This is a genomic window from Streptomyces sp. NPDC056160, from assembly GCF_042268205.1.
Classification (GTDB): domain Bacteria; phylum Actinomycetota; class Actinomycetes; order Streptomycetales; family Streptomycetaceae; genus Streptomyces.
Genome location: NZ_JBHJUW010000062.1, coordinates 1 through 24,175, shown reverse-complemented (window position 1 = coordinate 24,175; position 24,175 = coordinate 1). Strand labels below are relative to the sequence as shown.

The window sequence follows — 24,175 nt, the reverse complement described above, 5'->3', positions numbered from 1 at the left end:
CCGCATTCGCCCACGGCGGACCGCCCCCCACGGTGAGGGGCGGGACCGAGCCCGAGAGGACCGCGACGTTGCCCGTGACCACCCCCCACCCGGATGTCGACCTGGACCGCATCCTCGTCGGCGCCCACCACGACCCCCACAGCTTCCTCGGCGCCCACCCCACCGGCGACGGGCACACCGTGGTACGCGCCCTGAAGCCCCTGGCCCGCAGCGTCGTCGCGGTGCGCCCCACGGGCGAGCGGGCCACGCTGACGCACGAGCGGGACGGGTTGTTCACCGGCACACTCCCCGGCGCGGGCACGGACCACCACTTCCTGGTCACCTACGACGACGGCGTCGAGCGGCTCCACCACGACGGGTACCGCTTCCCGCCCACGCTCGGCGACATCGACCTGCACCTCGTCTCCGAGGGCCGCCACGAACTCCTGTGGCGGGTCCTCGGCTCCCACGTCCGCCCCCTCGACGGCGTGATGGGAACCTCCTTCGCCGTCTGGGCACCGAACGCCCAGGGCGTGCGCGTCATCGGCGACTTCAACGGCTGGGGCACCGCCCACCCGATGCGCTCGCTCGGTTCCAGCGGTGTGTGGGAGCTGTTCGTGCCGGGCGCCGGAGCGGGCACCCGCTACAAGTACGAGATCCACACCCGCGACGGCCGCCTGCTGCACAAGGCCGACCCGCTGGCCCGCGCCACCGAGGTCCCGCCCGCCACCGCCTCCGTCGTGCACACCTCGGCCTACGCGTGGGAGGACGCCGCCTGGATGGCGAGCCGCGGCGGCGCCGACTGCCACAGCCGCCCCCTGTCGGTGTACGAGGTGCACCTGCCGTCCTGGCGGCCCGGACTCACCTACCGCGACCTCGCCGCCGTACTGCCGGCGTACGTGAGCGAACTCGGTTTCACCCACGTGGAGTTCATGCCCGTCATGGAGCACCCCTTCGGCGGCTCCTGGGGCTACCAGGTCACCGGCTTCTACGCGCCCACCTCCCGCCTGGGAGACCCCGACGACCTGAAGCACCTGATCGACTCGCTGCACGTGGCGGGCATCGGCGTCATCCTGGACTGGGTTCCCGCGCACTTCCCCGAGGACGGCTTCGCGCTGGCCCGTTTCGACGGAGAGCCGCTCTACGAGCCGTCCGACCCGCGCCGCGCGCACCACCCCGACTGGGGCACCCTGGAGTTCGACCACGGGCGCCGCGAGGTCCGCAACTTCCTCGTCGCCTGCGCCGTCTACTGGTGCACGGAGTTCCACGCGGACGCGCTGCGCGTGGACGCCGTCGCCTCCCTGCTCTACCTCGACTACTCCCGCCGGGACGGCGAGTGGAGCCCCAACGAGCACGGCGGCCACGAGAACCTCGACGCGGTCGCCTTCCTCCAGGAGCTGACCGACACCGTCCGCCGCGCCGCGCCCGGCGCCCTGACCATCGCCGAGGAGTCCACGGCCTGGCCCGGCGTGACGCGGCCCACCTACGAGGTCGGCGACGACGGCTTCGGCGGCCTCGGCTTCGACCTCAAGTGGAACCTGGGCTGGATGCACGACACGCTGGGCCACCTCGCCCGCGACCCGGTCCACCGCGCCTGGCACCAGGACGAGATGACCTTCGCCATGGTCTACGCCTACGACGAGCGCTACCTGCTGCCCCTCTCCCACGACGAGGTCGTGCACGGCAAGGGCGCGCTGGTGGCGAAGATGCCGGGTGACTGGTGGCAGCGACGCGCGACCCTGCGGGCGCTGTTCGCCTTCATGTGGTCCCACCCGGGCAAGCAACTGCTGTTCATGGGACAGGAGTTAGGCCAGGCGGAGGAGTTCGACCACGACGCGGGGCCGCAGTGGTGGGTGCTCGACGAGGCGTGGCCGGGCAACGCCGGCCACCGCGGCATCCGCGCCCTGGTCCGCGACCTCAACACCCGCTACCGCGCTACCGCGGCCCTGTGGGAGCTGGACGCGGACCCGGCCGGCTTCTCCTGGATCGACACCTCGCACGCCGAGGCGAACGTCCTGTCCTTCGTGCGGTACGACGCGGCCGGACGCCCCCTCGTCGTGGTCGCCAACTTCTCGCCCGTCGTCCGTAGCGGCTACCGCGTGGGCCTGCCGGACGCCGCCGCCTGGCGCGAGGTGCTGAACACCGACGCGGCGGAATACGGCGGCGGTGACGTACGCAACGAGAAGGCGGTCCGGTCCGAGCCGGTCCCCTGGCACGGGCGCGCCCACAGCGCCGCCCTCACCCTGCCCCCGCTCGCGGTGGTGTGGCTGGAGCCGGCCGGGGACCCGGCTCCCGACCTGGAGGAGGACGACCTCGATGACCACTGAACCCGAGGACGACCTGTACGACCGGATCGTGACCCCGCACGACATCAGGGGCCTGTTCCGGGCCGAGGTGGACCCCGGCCTCGCCTACCGCGCCGGTGCCGCGTTCACCGAGCTGACCGGCGCGGGCGCGATCGCGGTCGCCCACGACGTGCGCCAGTCCTCGCCCTGTCTCGCCGACGCCTTCGCCCAGGGCGTCCTCGACCAGGGCGCCGACGTCCTCGACGCGGGCCTGGGCTCCACCGACTACCTGTCCTACGTCTCGGGGTGCCTGGACGTCCCCGGCGCCATGATCACGGCGGGCCGGGCGCCGGCCGCGTACAACGGGATCCGGCTGTGCCGCGCGGGCGCCGTCGACGTCGCCGAGGGCACCGGCATGGAACTGCTCCGCCGCCGGCTGCGCGCCCCCCGCCCGCCGCTGGCCGACCGTCCCGGCTCGGTCCTGCCCACCCGCGTCCTGCACGACTACGCCGCGCACCTGCGCACGCTGGTGGATCTCTCGGGCATCCGCCCCCTGAAGGTCGTCGTGGACGCGGGCAACGGCATGGCGGGCCTGACGGCCCCGCTCGTCCTGGCCCACCCGTCGATCGAACTGGTGGCTGTGCGCTGGGAGCTGACGGGGACGTTCCCCCGCGGGGCGCCGGATCTGGCCGACGTGAGCGGGCTGCGGGAGGCGGTACGGGAGTCCGCTGCCGACGTCGGCCTGGCCTTCGACGGCGACGGCGGCCGCGTGCTCGCCGTCGACGAGCGCGGCGCCGTCGTCCCGCCCGCCACGGTGATCGCGCTGGTCGCCGGGCGCGAGCTGGCCCGCAGGCCCGGCGCCGCCGTGGTCCACGACCTGCTCACAGCCACCTCGGCCATCGACGCGATCAAGGAGGCGGGCGGCATCCCGGTGCGGTCCCGGACCGGCCCGGCGGCCATCAAGGCACTGATGGCCGAGCAGGACGCGGCGTTCGGCGGCGCGCACGGCGGCCACTACTACTTCCGCGACTTCTGGTACGCCGACACGGGCATGCTGGCCGCGCTGCACCTGCTGGCCGAACTCGGCGACTGCGGCCGTGAGCTGTCGGAGCTGGCCGCCCGGCACGACCGGTACGCCTCCTCCGGCACGATCGACGTCCGCGTGCCGGACCCGCTGGCCGCCCTCCAGCGCGTGGTGCGCCACTTCGCCGCCGAGGGCACGGCCCTCGACCACCTCGACGGGGTCACCGGCGAACTGGCCGACGGGGCCTGGTTCAACGTACGCGCCTCCGGGACCGGCCCCGTCGTCCGCGTGAACGTGGAGGCGGGGACGGTCGCGGCGATGGGGCGGCTGCGGGACCGGGTGGTGGAGGTGGTGGTCAGCGCCGGTCGTTGAGGGCGGCCTCCGGGGCGCGGGTGCGGGCCAGGCCGGCGGCGCTGAGCGCCACGTCGTAGGCGTTGAGCGCCTCGTCGGGGCTGCCGTGGCGGCGCCAGAGGTCGCCGATGCGGCGCCAGGTGTGCGCGGAGTCCGGTGAGGGCGGCAGCTGGCGCAGTTGCCGTGCGGCCGAGTGGAGGTGCTGCACGGCCTCCTCCGCGGCGTTGCGCAGCAGGCAGATCTCGGCGAGGTAGGTCCGTGCCAGCGCCGACAGCACCCGGGAGTCGGAGCCGAGCAGTCCCAGCGCCCGCTCCGCGTGGGCGGCGGCGGCGTCCCAGCGGCCGAGGTGCTTCTCCGCGTTGGCCAGGTTCAGCTCGCACCGGGACAGCTCGCTGGCGCTGCCGACCTCGGCCAGCGTCCCCTGGGCGGACTCCAGCAGTTCCAGGGCGCGCTCGGGGCGGGGCGGGTCCAGTTGCAGCAGCATCGAGCCGTAGTTCATCCTGAGCATGGCCGAATGGCGCGCGTTGTCGCCCTCGGCCATCATCGCGAGCGCCCGTTCGGTCAGGGCGATCGCCTCGCTCAACCGCCCCTGGGAGCCGGCGACGAGGCCCGCGTTCCAGTAGACGGCGCCGCGGGCCCCGTGCGAGCCCTGGGTCTCGGCCGCGGGCAGCAGGCGCTCCCCGAGGAGCTGGGCGCGGGTCAGGTCGCCGCGCATGTGGTACGAACCCATGAGGGTGACCCCCAGCTGGATGTGGTCCATCGTCGTCTCCAGGCCGAGCCCGTCGAGCTGCGCCACCGCGCGTTCGCCGATGTCGATGCTGAGCGCGACGTCGCCGGCGTCGCGGTAGCAGCGGCACAGGGCGACCGCGATGCGGCACCATTCGTCGGAGCCGACGGCGAGGGTCGCATCGCGGTGCAGGCCGTCGAGGACGGAGATGGCCGCTTCGAGGCGGCCGGTCTTCTCCAGCGCGGTGGCCTGCCCGATGAGTGCGCGCCGGACCATCGCCGCGTCCAGTGCCGAACGGCTGGAGAGGAGTTCGCCGAAGGACTGCAGTGCCTCGCCGTTGTCCCCGTTGCGCAGCGCCATCTCGGCGAAGGCCAGCTTCAGCCGGTTCTCCTCGGCGCGGCGGTCGTCGATGCCGGTCATCAGGTAGTCGGGGGAGGTGCCGAGCTTCTCCGCGATGGTGGCCAGCACCGGCGAGGACGGGACGCGCTTGCCCGACTCGATCAGGGAGATGTAGCTCGTGGAGGCCTCCGCCGAGGAGAGGTCCTGCTGCTTCAGTCCCCGCCGTATCCGAAGGGTCCTTATGCGGCCCCCAAGGCCCTCTGCCTCTTCCACCTTGGCGTGATCCATGGGGACTCCTTCCGGAGTTCATGACTAGTTGTGTGACAACTCAAAGTTACCAGCGTGACTCTGCGAAGCCTAGGGGTCTGTGCCAAGTCTCGCTTATTTGGCGCGAGTCGGTAGATACCCGTATCGGCCAGCGGGCTTTGCCGGACTATTACTTGACTCTAAAAGTGACTGAGGATTGACTCATCCTGTCAACTCGCATGAGAGCGTGACGATTGGGGGGCTCGAAGATGAGGAACAGCCTGCTGGTACTCCTCCTGGTGCTGTGTGTCGGGGGAGGCGTGGTCCTCGGCTGGCGTGTCGAATCGTCCGGACCCGGCCGGCCCGTACCGGTCAGCAAGGAGGAGGCGATCGGTGGAGCCTGCTGCTGACCGCGGGACACCTCCCCGAGTGGACCTGCTCACCCGCGAGTACCCGCCGGAGGTCTACGGCGGCGCGGGAGTCCACGTGGCCGAGCTGTCGCGCAGCCTGCGGCGGCTCACGGACGTACGAGTGCGCTGCCTGGGCGGCCCCAGGCAGGAGGACGACGTCACGGCCTACCGCGCCGACGCCGAACTCGCCGCGGCCGACGCGGCGCTGGGGTTCCTCGGCGCGGACCTGGCCATGGCACGCGACTGCGCGGGCGCGGACGTCGTGCACAGCCACACCTGGTACGCCAACATGGCCGGCCACCTCGCCCGCACCCTGCACGGGGCGGCCCACGTCATGACGATGCACAGCCTTGAGCCGCTGCGGCCGTGGAAGGCCGAGCAACTGGGAGGGGGTTACGCGCTGTCGAGCTGGATGGAACGCGCGGCCGTCTGTGCGGCGGACCGGGTCGTCGCCGTCTCCGCGGCGATGCGCGAGGACGTCCTGCGCGTCTACCCGCAGGTCGCGCCGGAAAAGGTGCAGGTGATCCACAACGGCATCGACGCCGACGCGTACCGGCCCGATCCCCGGACCGACGCCCTGCGCCGCCACGGCGTCGACCCGGACCGGCCCTACGTACTGTTCGTCGGCCGCGTCACCCGCCAGAAGGGGCTGACGCACCTGCTGCGGGCGGCGTTCGGCCTGCCGCCCGAGGCGCAGCTCGTGCTGTGCTGCGGGCAGCCGGACACCCCGGGGATCGCCGCCGAGACAGCCGCCTTCGTCGAGGAGTTGCGCACCGTGCGCGACGGCGTGTTCCGCATCGACGGGATGCTGGACACCACGTCCGTACGTCAGCTGCTCACCCACGCCACCGTGTTCGTGTGCCCTTCGGTGTACGAGCCGATGGGCATCGTGAACCTGGAGGCGATGGCGTGCGGCACGGCCGTCGTGGCCGCCGCCGTCGGGGGCATCCCCGAGGTCGTCGCCGACGGGGAGACCGGCACGCTGGTCGGGTTCGAGCCACGGCCCGACGCCTCGGGCGAGCCGGCCGACCCCGGCAAGTACGCCGAGCAGCTCGGCCGGGCCGTCAGCGAGCTGATCGGTGACCCGGCACGTGCGCGGCGGCTCGGCGCCGCCGGTCGGGAGCGGGCCGTGACGCACTTCTCGTGGGACCGGGCCGCCGAGCGGACCCTGGAGGTCTACGCGGAGGCCGTGGCGGCACGCTGAGCGCCCGGGAAGGTCACTGCGCGGCAGGGGGGCGCCCCTTCGAGGCCGGACGGCCACGACGGGGCGCCCCCTCGTCCGCGTGGGGGAAGTGGCAGGCAGCGCCGTCCGGCGCGGCGGGCGCGGGAAGGTCGCGTTCGCACAGCAGGCGGTGCTCCGCCGCAAGGCGGCGGTAGACCGGGCAGCGCCCGCGGAAGGCGCAGCCCGCGGACGTGTCGACGTCCTCCGGGGCGACCGGCGGCGGGACGGGCCGGGGCCGCCGCGCGCCCGGACGGGGGACCGGTACGGCGGACAGCAGCGCGCGCGTGTACGGGTGCCGGGGCCGGCCGAGCACCGCGTCGACGGTGCCGGACTCCACGGTGCGTCCGCCGTGCATCACCACGACCCGGTCCGCGAGCTGCCGGACGACCGCCAGGTCGTGCGAGACCAGCAGGCAGGCCGGGCTCCCCGGAACCGACATCAGGCGGCGCAGCAGCGCGATGATCCCGGCCTGTACGGACACGTCGAGCGCCGAGACCGGCTCGTCGAGCAGGAGCAGTTCGGGCCGGACCGCGAGGGCGCGCGCCAGGGCGACGCGCTGGCGCTGGCCGCCGGAGAGCTGGTGCGGGCGCCGTCCGGCCGCCCGCGGGTCCAGCTCCACCTGGGCCAGCAGTTCACGGACGCGGGCGGTGATCTGCTCCGGCGGTGTGCGCCGGGCCTCCATCGGCTCCGCCACGATCCGCGCGACCGTCATCCGGGGGTCCAGGCTCGCCGAGGGGTCCTGGAGCACGAGCTGGACGCGTCCGCGCAGACTGCGCTCCGCGGACCGCGTGAGGAGGGCCGTGTCCTGTCCCAGGACCTCGATGCGGCCGCCGGCCGGCGCGGTGAGCGCGATGATCCGGGACAGCGTCGTCGACTTGCCCGCGCCGGACTCGCCGACCAGTGCCACGGTCTCACCGCGCCGGACCCGGAGGTCGGCGTGCAGGACGGCGCGGTGGGCGCCGTAGGCCGCCTGGAGGGCCGTGACACGCAGGGCCGGGACAGGGGAGTGGGGGCGCGAGCGGGGCTCGGGCCGCGGTGAGGTGGGATACAGGTCCACCGCCGTGCGGGCGGCCGTGGCCCCGGGGCGCAGGCAGGCCACCTGGTGACCGTCGGCCGCCGGGGGCCCCGGGGCGGTCGGCGGCCCGCTGCGTGCGGGCGGCTGCGGGCGCCCGGTGGAGGCCCGCGTACCCTCTCGCGCCGCAACGGGGTGCGCCCTCAGCACGGGGACGGTGCGCTCGCACTCGGGCCCCGCCACCGGGCAGCGCGGGGCGAACGCGCAGCCCTCGTGCCGTTCCCCCGGGGCCGGTGGCGCCCCCGGGATCTGGGTCAGCGCGTGGGCCGCGTCCAGCCGGGGCGCCGCGGCGAGCAGGCCCATCGTGTACGGCATCCGGGGGCCCGCGAACAGGAGGTCCGCCGGGGCCGTCTCCACGACCCGGCCGGCGTACATCACCGCCACCCGGTCCGCCGCGCCCGCGACCACGCCGAGGTCGTGGCTGACGAGCAGCAGCGCCGCGCCGGTCGCCGCCCGCGCCTCCTCCAGGGCGGCGAGGATCTCCGCCTGCACGCTGACGTCGAGGGAGCTGGTGGGTTCGTCGGCGACGATGACATCGGGCCGCCCCGCGACCGCCATCGCGATCATGGCGCGCTGGCGCAGACCACCGGAGAGTTCGTGCGGGTAGGCGCGGGCGACCCGCTCCGGATCGGGGACGCGCAGCTCGGTGAGGAGTTCCACCGCACGCTGCCGCGCCGACCGCCGTGCGGGGCGCGGCCGTTCGTGGATGCGCAGCACCTCGCCGATCTGGTCACCGATCCGGTGCACCGGCGTGAACGCGGCCAGCGGGTCCTGGAAGACCATGGCGATGCGGCTGCCGCGCAACCGCGCGAGGTCGCGTACGCCGAGGCCGACCAGCTCGGTGCCGAGCAGCCGTACCGAGCCGCGCGCCCGCGCTCCGCGCGGCAGCAGACCGAGTGCCGCGAGCGCGGTGAGGGTCTTGCCCGCGCCCGACTCCCCGACGAGACCGAGCACCTCGCCGCGGCGCAAGGAGAGGTCGACCCCGCGCACAGGGGTGACGCCGTCGCCGAACTCCACGCGCAGATCCCGAAGTTCGAGGACCGTGCTCATGCGGGGACCTCCGTCCGGGCGGCCGAGAAGTCGAGCGCGCGGCGCAGCGCCTCGCCGACCAGGTTCACCGCGAGGACGAAGCAGAGCAGCATGCCGGTGGGGAAGAAGAACATCCACGGATAGGTCAGCGCCGCCTCCGTGCTGTCCGCGATCAGCGTGCCCAGGGACACGTCGGGCGGCTGCACACCGAAGCCGAAGTACGACAGGCCCGCCTCACTGATCACCGCGCCGGCCGTGGCGAGCGTCGCGTGGGTGATCAGGAAGGAGATCATGTGGGGGAGGATGTGGCGGCGGACGATGCGCAGGGGCGGCACGCCCATGTGCCGGGCCGCCGTCACGTACGGGCGCTCGCGCAGGGAGAGCGCCGTCGCGCGGACCGCCCGTGCCGTGAGCATCCAGCCGAGCGCGGCGAGCGCGCCCGCGTACGCCACCCAGCCCGCCCCGCGCAGCGCGGGCGCCACCACGACGAGCACGAGGAACCCCGGGACCACGAGGAACACGTCCACCAGGAACGTCAGGGCCCGGTCGGTCCAGCCGCCGAAGTAGCCCGCACAGGTCCCGACCAGGGCGGCGAACGCCGTGCCCGCCAGCGCCACGAACAGGCCGATCAGCAGCGACTTCTGCAGTCCGCGCGCGGTCTGCGCGAACACGTCCTGGCCGATCCGGTTGGTGCCGAACCAGTGCTCCGGTCCCGGCGGCGCGCTGAGCGAGCCGTAGTCCACGTCGGTGGGCGACCACGGGGACACATACGGGCCGACGCCCGCGTACAGGCACAGCAGGACGATCAGTACGAGGCCCAGGAGCGCGCCCGGCGCACGCGGCAGGACCTGTCTCACCGACGCACCCGGGGATCCAGCACCATCAGCAGCGCGTCGGCGAGCAGCCCCGCGAGCAGCACCGCCACGGCCGCGAACAGGCAGACCGCGACGACGGAGTTGACGTCGCCCTCCCGCGCCGCGTCCAGGAACCAGCAGCCCACACCGGGCCAGCCGAAGATCTGCTCGGCGAAGACCGAACCGGTGAACAGGGCCAGGAAGCCGAAGGAGAAGAACGTCGCCATCGGGACGAGCGACACGCGCAGCCCGTGCCGGAGCAGCGCACGGCCGGGCGTGAGGCCCTTGGCCTGCGCGGTGCGCAGATGGTCGGCCGCGAGCACGTCGAGGGTCGCGGCGCGCTGGTAGCGACTGTAGGAGGCGATCGCCCCCAGCGCCACCGTGGCGGCCGGCAGCACCAGATGGGAGGCCCGGTCGGCCAGCAGGGACGGCCAGGCGCCCCGGCGCCCCGGCGTCGACTCGCCGGTGTAACGGATCACCGTGTGGCCGACGCTGTGGTTGAAGGAGAGCGCGCCGTCCTTGAGCAGCAGCGCCAGCACGAACGTGGGGACGGACAGGACCAGGAAGGAGAGGACCGTCGTCACATGGTCAGGCAGGCGGCCCGCGCCGAGCGCCGCCCACACGCCCGCGAGCACCCCGAGCCCCGTCCCCACCACCGTTCCCACCAGCAGCAGCCGTACCGAGACACCGGCACGCCGGGCGAACTCCGCGTTCACCGGCTCCCCGTCGATCGTGCGCCCGAGGTCGCCGTGGAGCGCACGCCAGGACCAGTGGCCGAAGCGGGCGAGGACCGGAGAGCGGTCGTCCAGGCCGAGCGCGGCCAGTTCGTGGTCGACCGCCGCGGCGGGCGGGCGGGGGGTGCGCTCCTCGAAGTGGGCGCGCGGACTGAGCGCGACGGAGGCGATCACGTAGGAGACGAGGACCGAGACGAGAAGGAGGGCGCCGCTGCGCGCGAGGCGCGCGAGCGCACGGCCGGCCATGGCCCTCCTCGGTGTCAAGCAACAGGCGGACCGCATGAGCGCGATCCAGTCAATGGTAAGTTCAACCGACCGAATTCGTAGGTCAGTTCGCATCTTTTGGTGATCTTTTGCATTGACCAGGAGGACCTGTGAGCCGATTACGTCGTGTCGGAGCCGCCATCGGATTGCTGATGACGACGGTGCTCGTCGGATGCAGCGGTTCCGGCGCCCCACCGGACGCGCAACGGTCCACCGCGGCGGCCCAGTACGGGTCCCAGGGCATCGGCGCCGCCTCCGCCGGCCGCCTCCGCGACGGCGGGACGCTCACCCTCGGCATCTCGGCCTGGCCCACCCAGCTCAACTTCCACCAGGTCGACGGCGCCACCGACGGCGTCGACCAGCTCGCGCAACTGGTGGAACCCCGTCTCTTTTGGCGCGACGCCCGCGGCGTCCCGCACCCCGACACCGACTACCTCCTGTCGGCGAAGGTCACCGGCACCGCACCGCAGACCGTGGTCTACCGGCTCAACCCCAAGGCCCGCTGGTCCGACGGACGGCCCCTCGGCGCGGCGGACTTCGCCGCCCAGTGGCGGGCCATCGGGCGGGGCGACGACCGCTACCACGTCGCCGACCCCACGGGCTACGACCAGATCGCCTCGGTGGGCGAGGGGACCGGCGCCCACGAGGTGAAGGTCGTCTTCCGCACCCCGTACACCGACTGGCAGCGGCTGTTCACGCCGCTGTACCCGGCCTCCGCGATCTCCACCCCCGCCCAGTTCAACACGGGCTGGATCAACCAAGTCCCCGTCACCGCAGGGCCGTTCGAGGTCGGCTCGCTCGACGCCACCACCGAGACCGCCACCGTCGTCCGCGACCCCCGCTGGTGGGGAGCCCGGCCCCGCCTCGACAGGATCGTGCTGCGCACCCTGCTGCCCCCCGCCGCGCTGCAGGCCTACCGCAACGGCGAGATCGACGCCGTCAACGCGGGCAACACCGAGGACTACGCGCAGCTGAAGGACGCCGAGGACAGCGAGATACGGACCGGCTCCGCCTGGGACGAGGTGCACGTCGCGCTCAACGGCGCCGGGGGACCGCTGGCGGACATCGACGTGCGGCACGCCGTCCAGCGCGCCGTCGACCGGGAGGCGCTGGCGGACGTCGCCGCCAAGGGGCTGCCCGTCGGCGTGCCGCTGCTCGGCAACCACATCTTCATGACCAACCAGCCCGGCTACGCCGACCACTCCGCCCCCTGGGGCACGTACGACCTCACCGAGGCCTGCCGCCTCCTCGACAAGGCGGGCTGGAAGCGGCAGGGGGACGGGGGAACGCGCACCAAGGACGGCCGGAAACTGCGGCTCCGGTTCGTCGTCAGCACGGCGACCAACCGCCTCGGCCTCGACCTGTCGCAGCTCGTGCAGTCCATGCTCGGCCGGGCCGGCATCGAGGTCGACATCGTGAAGGTGCCCACGAACGACTACACCGCGAAGTACCTCAACCACGGCGACTTCGACCTGGCCATCTTCCGCTTCACCGACCTCACCTACCCGAGCGACGTCCTGTCGATCTACCAACGGCCGAGCGGCAGGCAGTCGTTCCTCAACTACGGCAGGGTCGGTGACGCCACCGTCGACAAGCTGCTGCGCCAGGCCGCGGGCACCCTCGACACCCGACGCGCCACCGCCCTCTACAACCGGGCGGACGCCGAGATCTGGCGCCTGGGGCACGACATCGAGCTGTACCAGCGCCCCCAGGTCATGGCGGTCCGCGAAGGGCTCGCCAACTACGGGATACCCGGGCTCGGCGACATCGACTGGACGAAGGTCGGCTGGACGAAGAGCAGGGCCAGGACGCGGACCCTGACGGGCGCCAAGTCGCAGGAGGCGGAGCGCACGCGGTGACGGCGCCGCCGGCGCGGCGCACGAGCGTGCCTGTCCGGTGGCGGAGGGAGCGCCACCGGACAGGCACCGCATTGACGGGTCAGACGGCGGAGCCGCTGAGCACCCGTTCCGGCCGGGGCGCCGCCGCCCGCAGCGCCGCGTAGCCGAGCGCGGCGGAGGCGAGGGTGACGTGGTGGTGCCAGCCGCGGAACGAGCGGCCCTCGAAGTCACCGAGCCCGAAGTCCTCGTGCAGCCGGCGCAGACCCGCACCGGCCAGCGACCGCAGGTGGGCCAGTGGTAACGCCTCGGCGAGCCGCCGGGCCGGCAGGTTCGTCAGCCAGTACGCGCGCGGCTCGGGCCGCCCGAAGGGCCAGTCCGTGACCAGGTGCCGCGGGGTGGGCCGGTGCGCGGGCGCGGCCCGGCCTGCCGTCGGCTGCGCGCACAGCAGCGCGGGCGTCGACAGGAACTGCGACCGGTGCCTGCGCTCGGTCACCCGGTCGTGCCAGCTGACCGGCGTGCGCTCGGTGCGCCGGGCCACGTGCGCGGCGAGGTCGGCGACCGTGCCGCGCACCGCCGGCAGCGCCGAGTGCGGCCGGGGCATGGTGACGGCGGTGCGCGGGGAGACCTGGACGAGGTAGCCGAGACCCCGCGCCTCCAGACCGCACAGCAGCGGATCGGTCTCGGACTCGTTGCGCCAGTCCGCGAGCACGGGACGCGGGTCGAGCAGCCACTCCTCCGTCATCTCGTCGACGGCCTCCAGGACGTAGCGCCAGCGGGGCCGCGACTGCTCGTCCGCGGGCAGGTGCGCGGCCTGCCGCAGCTGCTCGTCACGGTCCCAGTGGGGCGGGAGCAGCAGCCTCCAGTTCACCGGCAGGCCGCCGCCGGCGCCCACCAGGGAGACCGCGCAGGCGAGCTGGCAGTTGACGGTGCGCTCCTGGGACGGGGCGTACTGACGGGCCACGCCCACCGACCGGTCGCCGTTCTTGACGAAGACGGCCTCGTCCACCGACCAGGCCTCGACGGCGAAGGCCTCGGCGAAACGCAGCGCAGTCTGCCGCCGGACCGGCCCGCACTCCCACGGGCTCTGGTGCACGAACTGCTGGAGCTGCTGCACCGCGGGCCGTCCGAGGACGTGCTCGGAGATCCGGGTCGGCGTCTTGCGGCCCGGTACGGACAGCAGGCCGCGCAGATAGACCTCGCCCCAGCGCCGCTGGTCGGAGCGTGCCAGCGTGCGGAACAGGTCGCCGCAGTATGCCTGGAAGGAGAGGGGCAGGGGCGGGAAGAGGGGAGTCGGAGAGGACACAGTGCTCCCAAGGCGGTGCGGAACGTTCGGCGGGAAGAGGGATTCAGTCATGGGCGCACGCGTCCCCGCCCTCCAGGAGGAAGGCGTCGGTGGCGAGCAGGGCGTCCGCGACGTCGGGCAGGGCGCAGCCGACGATGACGAAGTCCACGTCGAGCCCGGCCTTGGTGCGCTGGAAGAGGAGTTCGTTGATGGCGGGCCGGCTCATCGCGGTGACCTCGCACAGGTGGAACTCCACGCGCAGCGGCTCGGCAGCCATCACCTCGGCCAGGATCCGCCGGAACTTCTCCAGCTCCGAGGTGTCGATGACGCCGGCGCAGCGCACGTGCGCGGTGTCGCCGTCGAACTCGGTGCGCATCCGCAGCCGCATCTGCGCGGCCTCCAGCTCCACGCGCACCCGCACCGGTTCGCCGCCCTCGGGCAGCCGGACCGTCAGCTCCTTGGCGTCGAAGTTGTGGTACAGGGCGCCGTCCACCCACACCCCGGTCAGCTCCACCGAACCGGCGGGCAGCAGATCGGGCGCGACGCGCAGGACACGGTCGGGCAGGTCGTTCGGGCGCGGCCGGAAGTGCAGGGCGAGGGTGTCGTTGCTGATGAGCAGGCCGGTGTAGGCGGCGGCCAGGTAGCACAGCTCCAGGGAGTGGTAGCCCGCCATGGAGTGGCTGCCCTTGAGCCGTTCGGTGCCCAGCAGGTACGGGATGCCGTTGGCCTGCACGTTGAAGTACACGCCGCCGTCGTCGTAGTCGAGGAAGAAGGCGTTGTGGAAGGAGGCCGCCTCCCGGGCGAGGCGCAGGTGCTCCGGGTCGTTCGTGGTGCCCGCGAGGATCAGATAGGCGAGGATCGCCTGCTCCTGCTGCCACCAGGCCTTGCGGTCGTGCCACACCATGCGGTGCATGCCGCTGTCCGGGTCGGCCCTGCGCTCCACCACGTCGTACCAGCCGCCGCGCAGCTGGTCGCTGCCGACGGCGGGCATGATCTCACCGATGCGCTCGGCGAGCGTCCCGTAACTGCCCTTGTCGACGAGGGACTTGATGCGGGTCAGGTTCCAGGCGATCTTCAGGTTGTGGCCGACGACGGCCCGGTCCTGCTGCCAGCCCCAGGTGCGGTCGGGCGACCAGTCGGCGTGGAAGCGCTCCTGCACGAACGGGCTGTCCGGCTCGTCGGGGAAGTGCTCGACGATGGTGTCCGCGGTCTCCTCCAGGAGCGCCGCGAAGTCCTCGCGCCCGGTGGCCAGGTACGCGTTGATCAGGTACGCCGGCGCGTGGTCGCCGATAGAGTTCCAGTTCTTGCGCGACCGGTTGGGGCCGAGCGAGTCGGCGTGCGGGTCGAGGGTGATCGGGTCGATGTGGGAGAAGAACCCGCCGTGCTCGCGGTCCCTGAAGAACTGCTCGAACAGGGCGACCGTGCGGTCGATGTCCTCCAGGATCCGGGGATCACCGGTGATCCGGTACGTCTGGGTGGGGCCGGCGAGCGCGTAGATCTGCTCGTACATCGGGATCGCGTCGACGTCGTCGCCGAACTCCGAGGCGTACACCTTGCGCTGGCCGGTCGCGGTGACGTCGATGCCGTGGTACCAGTAGGCGAACCCGTCCTGGTCGTCGGCGACGCGCATGTGCTCGCGCAGGTACTCCGTGCCCGACTCGGCCGCGTCCAGGAAGCGGTCCTCGCCGGTCAGCAGGTAGGCGGTGGACAGGCCGTACACGAGCCGCGAGATGGTGTCGGTCTCCTGGCGCACGTCCGCGCCGTCGAAGTCCGGCAGGTGGGTGCCGTGCAGGGTGAGGTTGGTGCGGAAGTTGCGCCAGTCGTACTTGCCGTCGGGGAAGTGCCCGCGCAGGTAGAAGTCGGCGACGGCGGCGGCCTGCTGGACCCACCAGGCCGGGTGCTCGAAGACGTAGGCGCCGCGGTGCTCCTCGGGGAAGGTGATCTCCTTCGCCTCGAACCGCTCGCCGTCCTCCCACTCGTAGCAGATGCCGTACGCGAAGAGGTAGCGGCCCTCGGCGAGCATGTCCAAGGTGGCGTCGGTGGTGTCGCGGTAGGCGTCGCCGAGGTTGCGGACGATACGGGAGGAGACGTTCCGGGGCAGGTGGACCGTGAACTCACGGTCGTCGGAGGTGCGCAGACCGAAGCGGCGTCCGGTGGGGCTGAAGTAGGTGACGTAACCGGCGAGCGTGTCGGAGAACGTGCGGCGACGTGCTGCGGATCCACTCATCGGGGGTTGTCCTTCGCGTCAGACAGGGCCGCGAGCAGCACGACGCTGCGGCCGTGGGCGTGGAAGGTGTGGTCGTCGTGCGGCTCCTCGTGGCCGGCCGGAAGGAGGTCTCGCGGGCCCGCCTGGGCGGTGTCCAGGACGCGGTGCCAGCGGTGGCCGCGGATGTGCGGCAGCTCGAAGTCGAGGCCCAAGTGGTACATGTTGAGGATCAGATGCAGGTCGGGATCGCCGTCGAACCCGCCGAGCGTGCAGGCCAGGACGCGGGCGTTGGTGTCCTCCCAGCCGGGCTGCTCCAGACGCGTGCCGTGCCAGGTGATGTCCGGCAGCTGCCGTGAGTTGAGGTGCCCGGTGTAGAAATGGGGTGCGCGGAAGGTGCGGTAGCGCCGGCGCAGTGCGATCAGGCGCCGGACGAACTCGAAGGTCTCCTCCTCCTTCTCGGCCTGGTCCCAGTCCAGCCAGGACGTCGGGTTGTCCTGGCAGTACGCGTTGTTGTTGCCGCTCTGGCTGTTGCGGAACTCGTCGCCCGCAAGCAGCATCGGCACGCCCCTGCTCAGCATCAGGACGGACAGCAGGTTCTTGATCTGCCGTACGCGCAGGCGCTCCACCTCCGGGTCGTCGCAGGGGCCCTCGGCGCCGCAGTTCCAGCTGTAGTTCTCGCTCGACCCGTCGGTGTCGGCCTCCCCGTTGGCGTAGTTGTGTTTGTGGTCGTAGCTCACCAGGTCGTTGAGGGTGAAGCCGTCGTGGCAGGTGACGAAGTTGATGCTGTTGGTGGGCAGTTCCTTCTGCGGCCCGAACAGGTCCTCGGAGCCGCCCAGCCGTTTGGCGAGGTCGCCGACCACGCCGGCGTCACCGCGCACGAAGCGCCGTACGTCGTCGCGGAACGGGCCGTTCCACTGGGCCCAGCGCTTCCCGGGGAAGCGGCCGACCTGGTAGAGGCCGCCGCCGTCCCACGGCTCCGCGATGATCTTGGTCTCGGCGAGCACCTTGGACAGCTCGATCGCCCACAGGACCGGCGGCACGGGCATCTCGTAGCCCTGGTCGCCGCGCGACAGCTCGGAGGCCAGGTCGAAGCGGAAGCCGTCGACGTGGTGCTCGGTGACCCAGTACTCCAGGGACTCGATGATGAACTTCGCGACGAAGGGGTGGTTGGCGTTGACCGCGTTGCCGCAGCCGGTGAAGTCCATGTAGTGGCTGCGGTCCTGCGGCCACAGGTGGTAGTACGCCTCGTTGGCCTGGCCGCGGAAGCTGATGGTCGGGCCGAACTCGTTGCCCTCGCTGGTGTGGTTGAAGACGACGTCGAGGATCACCTCGATGCCGGCCCGGTGAAGCTCCTTCACCATGTCCCTGAACTCCGCTATGTGCGTGTTCAGGTGGGGCGAGGTGCAGTAGCCGGTGTGCGGCGCGAAGAAGCCGTACGGGTCGTAGCCCCAGTAGTTGTGCAGCGGGGTGCCGTCCGGGCCGTTGCGCAGGACGTGCGTCTCGTCGAAGTCGAAGACGGGCAGCAGCTCGACGGCGGTGACGCCGAGCCGCTTGAGGTGCGGGATCTTCTCGACGACCGCGGAGAACGTCCCCGGGCTCGCCGCCCGCGACGTGGGCGACGCGGTCAGGCCCCGCACGTGCATCTCGTAGATGACCGTGTCCTCCATCGGCGTGCGCAGCGGCTGGTCGCCCTCCCAGTCGTAGTCGTCCAGGTCCACGACGAGGCTGCGCATGCACGTCTCGACGTTGTCCTGCAGGCCGATCGCGAGCGTGCGGTTCCAGCGCGAGTTGATGTTGGCGCGGGCGTACGGGTCGAGCAGCACCTTGCGGTGGTCGAAGCGGGTGCCCGACCGCTTGGGGTCGCGCGGCCCGTCCATCCGGTAGGCGTAGACCTGTCCGGCGCCGATGCCGGCGACATGGCAGTGCCAGAAGTGGAAACTGCGGTGCTTGTCGGGGTGGAGGTGGATGGTCCGCGAAGGCTGCGGGTCGTCGCACTTGTCGAAGAGCAGCAGGTCGACACGGGTGGCGTGCTCCGAGAAGACGGAGAAGTTGACTCCGCCGTCGACGACGGTGGAACCCAGAGGCTGGGGGCGTCCCGCCGAGATCTGCGGCGCCTCGGTCATGGTGGTCTCCGGTTTCGCGTCAAAGGGGGCGTGCACGTGCCGAGTGGACGGGGATGGCCGGGGGAGCGACGGGGGTCGACGGGAAGGGCGCGGGCTCAGGCGAGGGCGCGCAGGGCGGCGGACTCGTCCGCGTCGAGTCCGGCGAACAGCTCCTCCCAATCACCGGGAGGGCTGCCCGCGCCGTTGCGCATCTCGAAGGTGAGTCCCTTCGCGGACGGGCAGTACAGGGCCTGCACACAGGCCTCTGCCACGTCCTGGAGGGCCACGTAGCCGTCCCTGCGGTCGCCCTGTTCCAGGTGGACGCGGCCGTCGTCGGCGAGTTCGGTCCGGTCGGTCAGCCAGCCGGGGCGGACGATCGTGTAGTCCAGCCCGGAGGCGCGGACCGCGTTCTCCCCGGCCAGCCGCCAGTCGAGCATGCGTCCGTAGGCGTTCATCGGGTGTTCGGGCCGGGTCACGTGCCGCTGACTGACGAGCACGAACTGGGCACGCCCGAAACCGTCCTGGAGCGAGAGCGCGTCCAGCGTGTGGAGCACACCGGCGTGCAGTGTGCTCCGCGGGCTGTCGGGCCCCGCGGTGTCGGTGCCGGGCTCCACGGTGTAGACGACGGCGGAGCAGCCGTTCAGCGGGGTGAGCAGGGACTCGGGATCGCGGACGTCACCGAGGAAGAACTGTGCACGCGGCGGCAGGTGGCGGCGGGCGCGCTGCTGACTGCGGCCGATGACACGGACGGTCTCACCACGGTCGAGAAGCTTGCGGGTGACGATCCGGCCGACCCGGCCGGTGCCGCCGATCACGGCGATGGCAGTGTTCACGTGAGCCTCTCTCGAAGAGGTGCGGCGGGTGCGGATCACACCCACTGCAGGATGTCGTCCGAGCTGGTGAGCTGGGTGCCGCTGGGCACTCCGGAGACGGCCGGCACGCGCAGTCGCGGGTAGACGCTGACGCCCGAGAGCCGGGTCCCCGACCACAGCCGGGCGCCGTCGCCCACGGCGGACAGCGCTTCGAGCCGCACCGGGGCGCGGGCGTCGGAGTGCACCTGCACCATCGGGCCCACGTAGGAGTCGCTGATGTGCGCGTAGGCGCCGATGACGGCGGAGTCGCCGAGCACACTGCCCTCGACGTGGACGCCCTCGTGCAGGTCGACGCCGTCCCCGACGTCGGTGGCGCGCAGCCGCACACCCGCGCCGATCTCGACGTGCCGGCCGATGCGCACCCCCGGTCCGATGACGACGCTGCCCTCGGCGATCTTCTGGGCGAGTGTGGTGCCGGTGATGTGGTCCTTGGAGCGCAGGCTGGACTCGTGGACCCAGTACCGCGGGTCGGTGCTGAGCGGGGCGCCCAGGGCGCGGTCCATCTGCGGGTACAGGCCGCTGAGCGCGTCGCTGAGCGTGCCCAGGTAGTCGTGGATGTTGCCGAGGTCGCCCAGGCGCGCGATGGGTTCGACGGCCACCGGGTGACCGAGGCCGACGAGGCGGGGGAGCAGGTCGTTGCCCCAGTCGAGGCGCTGCTGGGCGAGGCGGATGAGTTCGGGGGTACGCGCGGCCAGTCTGAGGCGGGCGCAGTCGATGAGGTACATCCCGGCGTTGGTGGCCAGCGTGCGCGGCCCCTGCGGCTGGGTGATCTCGGGGAACTCCCGCTCGATGACGGGCAGTCGGGGCTTCTCCAGGAATCCGCAGACCAGGCGCTGCGCGGTGGTGCGCATGACGCCGTACTTGCCTGCGATCTCCTCGGGGGTGCGGGGCACGGCGGCCACGGTGACCACCGCGTCGGTGTCCCGCTGGGCGGCGAGCAGCTTCTCCAGCGAGAACTCGAACAGCGAGTCGACGGGGAGGACGAGCGCGGTCCCCGTCAGGTTCCACTGCTCCAGGTTGTGCAGGGTGGCCGCGCCAGAACCCACGTTGTACGGGTCGAAGCGGGCCCGCGAGTAGTCGATCTCGACTCCGTACCGCTCGCCGTGGCCCAGCACCAGCTTGATCTGGCTGCGGTTCTCCACGCCCTGCGCCACTACGTAGAAACGGCGTATGCCCTGGTCGCGGCAGGCCTCGACGATCCACTCGATGAGCGGTCTGCCGGCGAACGGGATGAGCGCCTTGCTGCGGATGTAGTCGGCGGACTGCAGGGTGATGGGCTTCGCCCGTTCACCCCGCCCGCCGGCCAGGATGATGCCGACTGTGCTGTCGTCCCCCATCGCCTGTTCCGCCTTCCGAGCCGACTTGTCGATGCAATGATTCAACAACGTGTGTCATATCAAGTCAAGTGACGTGTCATTTACGCTGGTTGGCAGGGATGACACGCAGTCAGGCGGGGCCGGGGCGGGGGTGCGATGATGACCGGCGACACAGGGCGACGGCGGTCCGGGGGAGCCGACGCGAATCCGGCGCGCTCCCGCCACTGTGACCGGTGAGCGAGCTCCGGCGTGCCACCGCACCCGCACGGGGTGGGAAGGCGGGAGGAGCGGCGATCCGGGAGCCAGGAGACGCACGCGGTCGCTCCCTCACGGGACACGGGGGTGGATCTCCCCGGAGGGGGCGTGACGCCACGTGCCGGGACAGCCGACGGCGGACACATCGGACCCGGCCGGGACAGGAGGCGGTACGGCGCCGTGCCGCGTCGTCGTGCGCCGGGACTGCTGCTGCGGCAACACCGGGATTCCCGGGGTCCCGCGAGCCTTTCGGGGCCTGCGCCGCGTCAGCCTTCCCCGCGAGCCTTCCGGGCGCTGCGCCGCGTCAGCCTTCCCCGTCCCTGTGCCGCGCCCACGCCCGCTCGCGCAGGTCCGCGCTGAGCAGCACGTCCGCGGCCGCGCACGCCGGCGCGCCGGTCACGGCGACGAGCACGTCACGGGCGCGCGGTGAGGCGGCGGCAGTTCGGCACGCGGAGTCTGGAGCTGATCGGCGATGCGGGCCACGAGGTCGCCTGCCCGGGCCCCGTAGCCGAAGCCCTCGGCGCCGACTGCGGCCTCCAGGCGGCTGCATGCCCGCACCGACGGAGAACCCCGAGGTCAGCGCCGGCACACCGAGCCGGCGGCCGCCGACGGTGTGGGGTGCAGGGCGGCGTACGCCAGGGGCGCGGACGGGTCGACCGACACGTCCAGCGGCGCCGGTCGGGCTCCGGCCCGTACGAGGAGGTCGCCGACGGCGGCGATCATGGCGCCGTTGTCGGTGCACAGCTTCGGCGGCGGCACCCGCAGGGTGACACCGGCGGCCCGGCAGCGTTCCTCCGCCAGCGACCGCACCCGCGAGTTCGCGGCCACCCCGCCGACCACGACCAGTGTGCCGACACCGTGCTCGGCGCAGGCCGCCACCGCCTTGCGGGTCAGTACGTCGGCGACCGCCTCCTGGAGCGAGGCGGCCCCGTCGTGCACGGGCAGCTCGCCTCCGGCGTGCCCCTCGGCCCAGCGGGCGGCGGCCGTCTTCAGCCCCGAGAAGGAGAAGTCGTACGAGCCGGGCAGCGGGCGGGGGAGGGGGACAGCGCGCGGATCCCCCACGCGCGCTGCCCGGTCGATGGCCGGACCGCCGGGATACGGCAGCCCGAAGACCCGCGCCACCTTGTCGAAGCACTCTCCCGCGGCGTCGTCCAGGGTGTCACCGAGGTGCGTGATCGGGGCGCGGGCCAGGTCGCGGACGAGGAGGAGCGAGGTGTGCCCGCCGGAGACGATCAGCACCACGCACGGGTCGGGCAGCGGGCCGTGTTCCAGCGTGTCGGCGGCGACATGACCGGCGAGGTGGTGCACGCCGTACAGCGGTACGTCCAGCGCGTAGGCCAGGGACTTCGCTCCCGCGAGGCCCACCTGGAGGGCGCCGGACAGGCCGGGGCCGGTGGTGACGGCGACAGTGCCCACGTCCGCGAGCCGCAGCCCCGCCTCCTCCAGTGCCCGCCGGACCACCGGCCGCAGTGCGTGGAGGTGGGCGCGGGCGGCGATCTCCGGCACCACGCCGCCGTAACGGGCGTGCTCGTCCATGCTCGACGCCACCGCGTGACCCAGCAGCCGCCCGTCGCGGACGAGTCCCGCGCCGGTCTCGTCGCAGGACGACTCGATGCCCAGCACGATCGGTGAGCCCATGCTCGTCCTTCCCCGCATCCCTTGTCAGCCTTACTGCCGTAGCCATGCTATTGCAACCACTGTGCAATAAATTCGGCTGGATGTGAATCCGGCTGGTCACGGGGGTGCGCGCCGGTCGCGGGGAGCGGGCCGCGCCGGTTGCGGAGGGCGGGCGTGCCGGTTGCGGACGGCGCGTGTGCCGGTTGCGGAGGGCGGGCGCGCCGGTCACGGAGAAGCCGACGTGCGGGCCCTTCCGGCAGCGGTGCGCTGTCGGGACAGTGGCCGTGCGCGCTTGGGCAACCGGTCCTTTCCGCGTGTTCTTAACGTGGCTCACCGGCGTACCGGAAACACAAGCAAGCCAGGAGAAGCACATGTCCGATGCCCCCCAGCCCGTTGAGCCCGTGCAGCCCGTGCTGGAACCCGCGGCCGCCGCGTTCGCCGAGGCGACCGCCAACCCGCCCTACCTCTTCGACCTGCCGCCCGCGGAGGGCCGCAAGGCGGTCGACGACGTGCAGTCCGGCGAGATCGCCAAGCCTGCGGTCGACGAGGAGTGGATCACCGTCCAGGGCGGCCCCACCGGCAGCGTCCGCGCCCGCATCGTCAGGCCCGCCGGCGCCGGCGGCACCCTGCCGGTGATCCTCTACATCCACGGCGCCGGCTGGGTGTTCGGCAACGCCCACACCCACGACCGCCTGGTGCGCGAACTCGCCGTGGGCGCCGGTGCGGCGGTGGTCTTCCCCGAGTACGACCTGTCGCCCGAGGCCCGATACCCGGTCGCCATCGAGCAGAACTACACCGTCGCCCGCTGGGTCGTCGACGAGGGCGCCTCCAAGGGCCTCGACGGCACCCGCCTGGCGGTGGCCGGGGACTCGGTGGGCGGCAACATGACGGCCGCGCTCACTCTGATGGCCAAGCAGCGCGGCGGCCTCCCGCTGCTCCAGCAGGTCCTGTTCTACCCGGTGACCGACGCGAGCTTCGACACGCCGTCGTACCACCAGTTCGCCACCGGCTACTTCCTGCGCCGCGACGGCATGCAGTGGTTCTGGGACCAGTACACGACCGACGAGGGCGAGCGCGCCCAGATCACCGCCTCGCCGCTGCGCGCCACCACCGAGCAGCTGACCGGCCTGCCCCCGGCCCTGGTCATCACCGGCGAGGCCGACGTACTGCGCGACGAGGGCGAGGCCTACGCCAACAAGCTGCGCGAGGCCGGCGTCCCCGTCACGGCCGTGCGCTTCCAGGGCATCATCCACGACTTCGTGATGCTCAACGCGCTGCGCGAGACGCACGCGGCCGAGGCCGCCATCACGATGGCCGTCCGCACCCTGCACGCCGCTCTGCACGCGGCCTGATCCACCCTGCGCACGCACTGAACGGAACCGGAACCCCAACATGACCACAACCACACCCACCGTCCTTCTGGTGCACGGCGCGTTCGCCGACGCCGGCAGCTGGACCGGCGTCATCGACCACCTCCAGCGCCACGGCATCCCGGTGATCGCCCCGCCCAACCCGCTGCGCGGTCTCGCGTCCGACGCCGCCTACGTCGCCTCGGTCGCCTCCCAGATCGACGGCCCCGTCGTGCTGGTCGGACACTCCTACGGCGGCGCCCTCATCACGGTGGCCGGCACCGCCGAGAACGTCGTCGGCCTCGTCTACGTCGCCGCCTACGTCCTGGAGGAGGGGGAGAGCCTCGGCGAGCTGCAGGGGCGTTTCCCGGCCTCCCCGCTGGTGAGCAACCTCCAGGAGTGGACGTATCCGGTGCCCGGCGGCGACGTCGCCGTCGAGGTCACCATCACCGAGGACGCCTTCCCGGCCGTCTTCGCCGCCGATGTGCCGGCCGAGACCACGAAGGCCCTGGCGGCGGCGCAGCGCCCGCTCGCCGCGGCGGCCTTCGAGGAGACGGCTTCCGCCGCCGCCTGGCGGACCAAGCCGTCCTGGGCCGTGGTGGCCAGCGGCGACCAGGCGATCAACCCGGAGGTGGAGCGCTTCGGCGCCGAGCGCGCCGGGGCGACGATCGTCGAGCTGGAGGGCGCCTCTCACGCGGTCGCCGTGTCCCGGCCCGCTGAGGTCGCCGACGTGATCCGCGAGGCGGTCGGCGCGACGAGCTGACCCACGCCGGTGCCGAACGGCCGCGCGGACGACTTCCCT

The 24,175-nt window shown here is 72.6% G+C and carries 16 protein-coding genes and 1 riboswitch; of the genes, 6 read left to right on the top strand and 10 right to left on the bottom strand.

Going from position 1 to position 24,175, the window contains the following annotated elements:
- Window positions 1-74 precede the first annotated feature (74 nt).
- Together glgB and manB are read left to right on the top strand one after the other, a co-directional pair.
- Window positions 75-2,306, top strand: a complete 2,232-nt coding sequence (gene glgB, locus ACFC02_RS22975) for a 1,4-alpha-glucan branching protein GlgB (protein WP_376360300.1) — start codon at window positions 75-77, stop codon at window positions 2,304-2,306.
- Window positions 2,296-3,660: a phosphomannomutase/phosphoglucomutase gene (gene manB, locus ACFC02_RS22970; protein ID WP_376360297.1), complete on the top strand. Its 1,365-nt coding sequence runs from the start codon at window positions 2,296-2,298 to the stop codon at window positions 3,658-3,660. The genes glgB and manB overlap by 11 nt, the downstream gene beginning before the upstream one ends.
- Here manB and ACFC02_RS22965 read toward each other — a convergent pair.
- A complete protein-coding gene (locus tag ACFC02_RS22965; protein ID WP_376360294.1) occupies window positions 3,644-4,993 on the bottom strand; it encodes a helix-turn-helix domain-containing protein in 1,350 nt (449 codons plus the stop codon). The genes manB and ACFC02_RS22965 overlap by 17 nt on opposite strands.
- Before the next feature lie 387 nt (window positions 4,994-5,380).
- On the opposite strand from ACFC02_RS22965, the gene glgA reads away from it, so the two are divergent.
- Window positions 5,381-6,565 (top strand): glycogen synthase, encoded by a 1,185-nt coding sequence (gene glgA, locus ACFC02_RS22960; protein ID WP_376360348.1) that lies wholly within the window; start codon window positions 5,381-5,383, stop codon window positions 6,563-6,565.
- 13 nt (window positions 6,566-6,578) lie between these two features.
- On the opposite strand, the gene ACFC02_RS22955 is transcribed toward glgA, so the two are convergent.
- Genes ACFC02_RS22955 through ACFC02_RS22945 form a run of 3 tightly spaced genes read right to left on the bottom strand, consistent with a single transcriptional unit; the run spans window position 6,579 to window position 10,518 of the window.
- Window positions 6,579-8,705, bottom strand: a complete 2,127-nt coding sequence (locus tag ACFC02_RS22955) for a dipeptide ABC transporter ATP-binding protein (RefSeq protein ID WP_376360291.1) — start codon at window positions 8,703-8,705, stop codon at window positions 6,579-6,581.
- The gene (locus ACFC02_RS22950; RefSeq protein WP_376360288.1) at window positions 8,702-9,541 is read right to left on the bottom strand and encodes an ABC transporter permease; all 840 of its coding nucleotides are present in this window, start codon (window positions 9,539-9,541) and stop codon (window positions 8,702-8,704) included. Before ACFC02_RS22950 ends, ACFC02_RS22955 begins: the two co-directional genes overlap by 4 nt.
- Window positions 9,538-10,518, bottom strand: a complete 981-nt coding sequence (locus ACFC02_RS22945; protein WP_376360285.1) for an ABC transporter permease — start codon at window positions 10,516-10,518, stop codon at window positions 9,538-9,540. Before ACFC02_RS22945 ends, ACFC02_RS22950 begins: the two co-directional genes overlap by 4 nt.
- Window positions 10,519-10,688: 170 nt before the next feature.
- Between ACFC02_RS22945 and ACFC02_RS22940 the strand changes: the two genes are divergently transcribed.
- Window positions 10,689-12,395 (top strand): ABC transporter family substrate-binding protein, encoded by a 1,707-nt coding sequence (locus tag ACFC02_RS22940; RefSeq protein ID WP_376360282.1) that lies wholly within the window; start codon window positions 10,689-10,691, stop codon window positions 12,393-12,395.
- Between the two features lie 79 nt (window positions 12,396-12,474).
- Here ACFC02_RS22940 and ACFC02_RS22935 read toward each other — a convergent pair whose 3' ends face one another.
- From ACFC02_RS22935 to tsaD, 6 genes are all read right to left on the bottom strand, one after another.
- Window positions 12,475-13,677: an IS701 family transposase gene (locus tag ACFC02_RS22935; protein WP_376360280.1), complete on the bottom strand. Its 1,203-nt coding sequence runs from the start codon at window positions 13,675-13,677 to the stop codon at window positions 12,475-12,477.
- Between the two features lie 43 nt (window positions 13,678-13,720).
- Window positions 13,721-15,883, bottom strand: coding sequence for an AGE family epimerase/isomerase (locus ACFC02_RS22930; protein ID WP_376360277.1), 2,163 nt, complete (start codon window positions 15,881-15,883; stop codon window positions 13,721-13,723).
- Window positions 15,880-18,021, bottom strand: coding sequence for a glycogen debranching protein GlgX (gene glgX / locus ACFC02_RS22925; RefSeq protein WP_376360275.1), 2,142 nt, complete (start codon window positions 18,019-18,021; stop codon window positions 15,880-15,882). Before glgX ends, ACFC02_RS22930 begins: the two co-directional genes overlap by 4 nt.
- A 59-nt stretch (window positions 18,022-18,080) precedes the next feature.
- Window positions 18,081-18,797, bottom strand: a complete 717-nt coding sequence (locus ACFC02_RS22920) for an SDR family oxidoreductase (RefSeq protein ID WP_376360272.1) — start codon at window positions 18,795-18,797, stop codon at window positions 18,081-18,083.
- Window positions 18,798-18,832: 35 nt separating this feature from the next.
- Entirely contained in the window at window positions 18,833-20,173 is a 1,341-nt protein-coding gene (locus ACFC02_RS22915) for an NDP-sugar synthase (protein WP_360962064.1), read from the bottom strand.
- Between the two features lie 173 nt (window positions 20,174-20,346).
- Window positions 20,347-20,462, top strand: a riboswitch (cobalamin riboswitch).
- 521 nt (window positions 20,463-20,983) lie between these two features.
- On the bottom strand, window positions 20,984-22,045 hold the full coding sequence (gene tsaD, locus ACFC02_RS22910; RefSeq protein ID WP_376360268.1) for a tRNA (adenosine(37)-N6)-threonylcarbamoyltransferase complex transferase subunit TsaD: 1,062 nt from the start codon (window positions 22,043-22,045) through the stop codon (window positions 20,984-20,986).
- A gap of 350 nt (window positions 22,046-22,395) precedes the next feature.
- Here tsaD and ACFC02_RS22905 point away from each other — a divergent pair, with 350 nt between their 5' ends.
- Together ACFC02_RS22905 and ACFC02_RS22900 are read left to right on the top strand one after the other, a co-directional pair.
- Window positions 22,396-23,376, top strand: coding sequence for an alpha/beta hydrolase (locus ACFC02_RS22905; RefSeq protein ID WP_376360265.1), 981 nt, complete (start codon window positions 22,396-22,398; stop codon window positions 23,374-23,376).
- 40 nt (window positions 23,377-23,416) lie between these two features.
- On the top strand, window positions 23,417-24,136 hold the full coding sequence (locus ACFC02_RS22900; protein WP_376360262.1) for an alpha/beta fold hydrolase: 720 nt from the start codon (window positions 23,417-23,419) through the stop codon (window positions 24,134-24,136).
- Window positions 24,137-24,175 lie beyond the last annotated feature (39 nt).

Coding starts and splice junctions, on each gene's coding strand:
- manB (WP_376360297.1), top strand. CDS start 2,296: ATGACCACTGAACCCGAGGACGACCTGTACGACCGGATCGTGACCCCG.
- tsaD (WP_376360268.1), bottom strand. CDS start 22,045: ATGGGCTCACCGATCGTGCTGGGCATCGAGTCGTCCTGCGACGAGACC.
- ACFC02_RS22900 (WP_376360262.1), top strand. CDS start 23,417: ATGACCACAACCACACCCACCGTCCTTCTGGTGCACGGCGCGTTCGCC.
- ACFC02_RS22915 (WP_360962064.1), bottom strand. CDS start 20,173: ATGGGGGACGACAGCACAGTCGGCATCATCCTGGCCGGCGGGCGGGGT.
- ACFC02_RS22965 (WP_376360294.1), bottom strand. CDS start 4,993: ATGGATCACGCCAAGGTGGAAGAGGCAGAGGGCCTTGGGGGCCGCATA.
- ACFC02_RS22940 (WP_376360282.1), top strand. CDS start 10,689: ATGACGACGGTGCTCGTCGGATGCAGCGGTTCCGGCGCCCCACCGGAC.
- ACFC02_RS22930 (WP_376360277.1), bottom strand. CDS start 15,883: ATGAGTGGATCCGCAGCACGTCGCCGCACGTTCTCCGACACGCTCGCC.
- ACFC02_RS22945 (WP_376360285.1), bottom strand. CDS start 10,518: ATGGCCGGCCGTGCGCTCGCGCGCCTCGCGCGCAGCGGCGCCCTCCTT.
- ACFC02_RS22955 (WP_376360291.1), bottom strand. CDS start 8,705: ATGAGCACGGTCCTCGAACTTCGGGATCTGCGCGTGGAGTTCGGCGAC.
- ACFC02_RS22905 (WP_376360265.1), top strand. CDS start 22,396: ATGTCCGATGCCCCCCAGCCCGTTGAGCCCGTGCAGCCCGTGCTGGAA.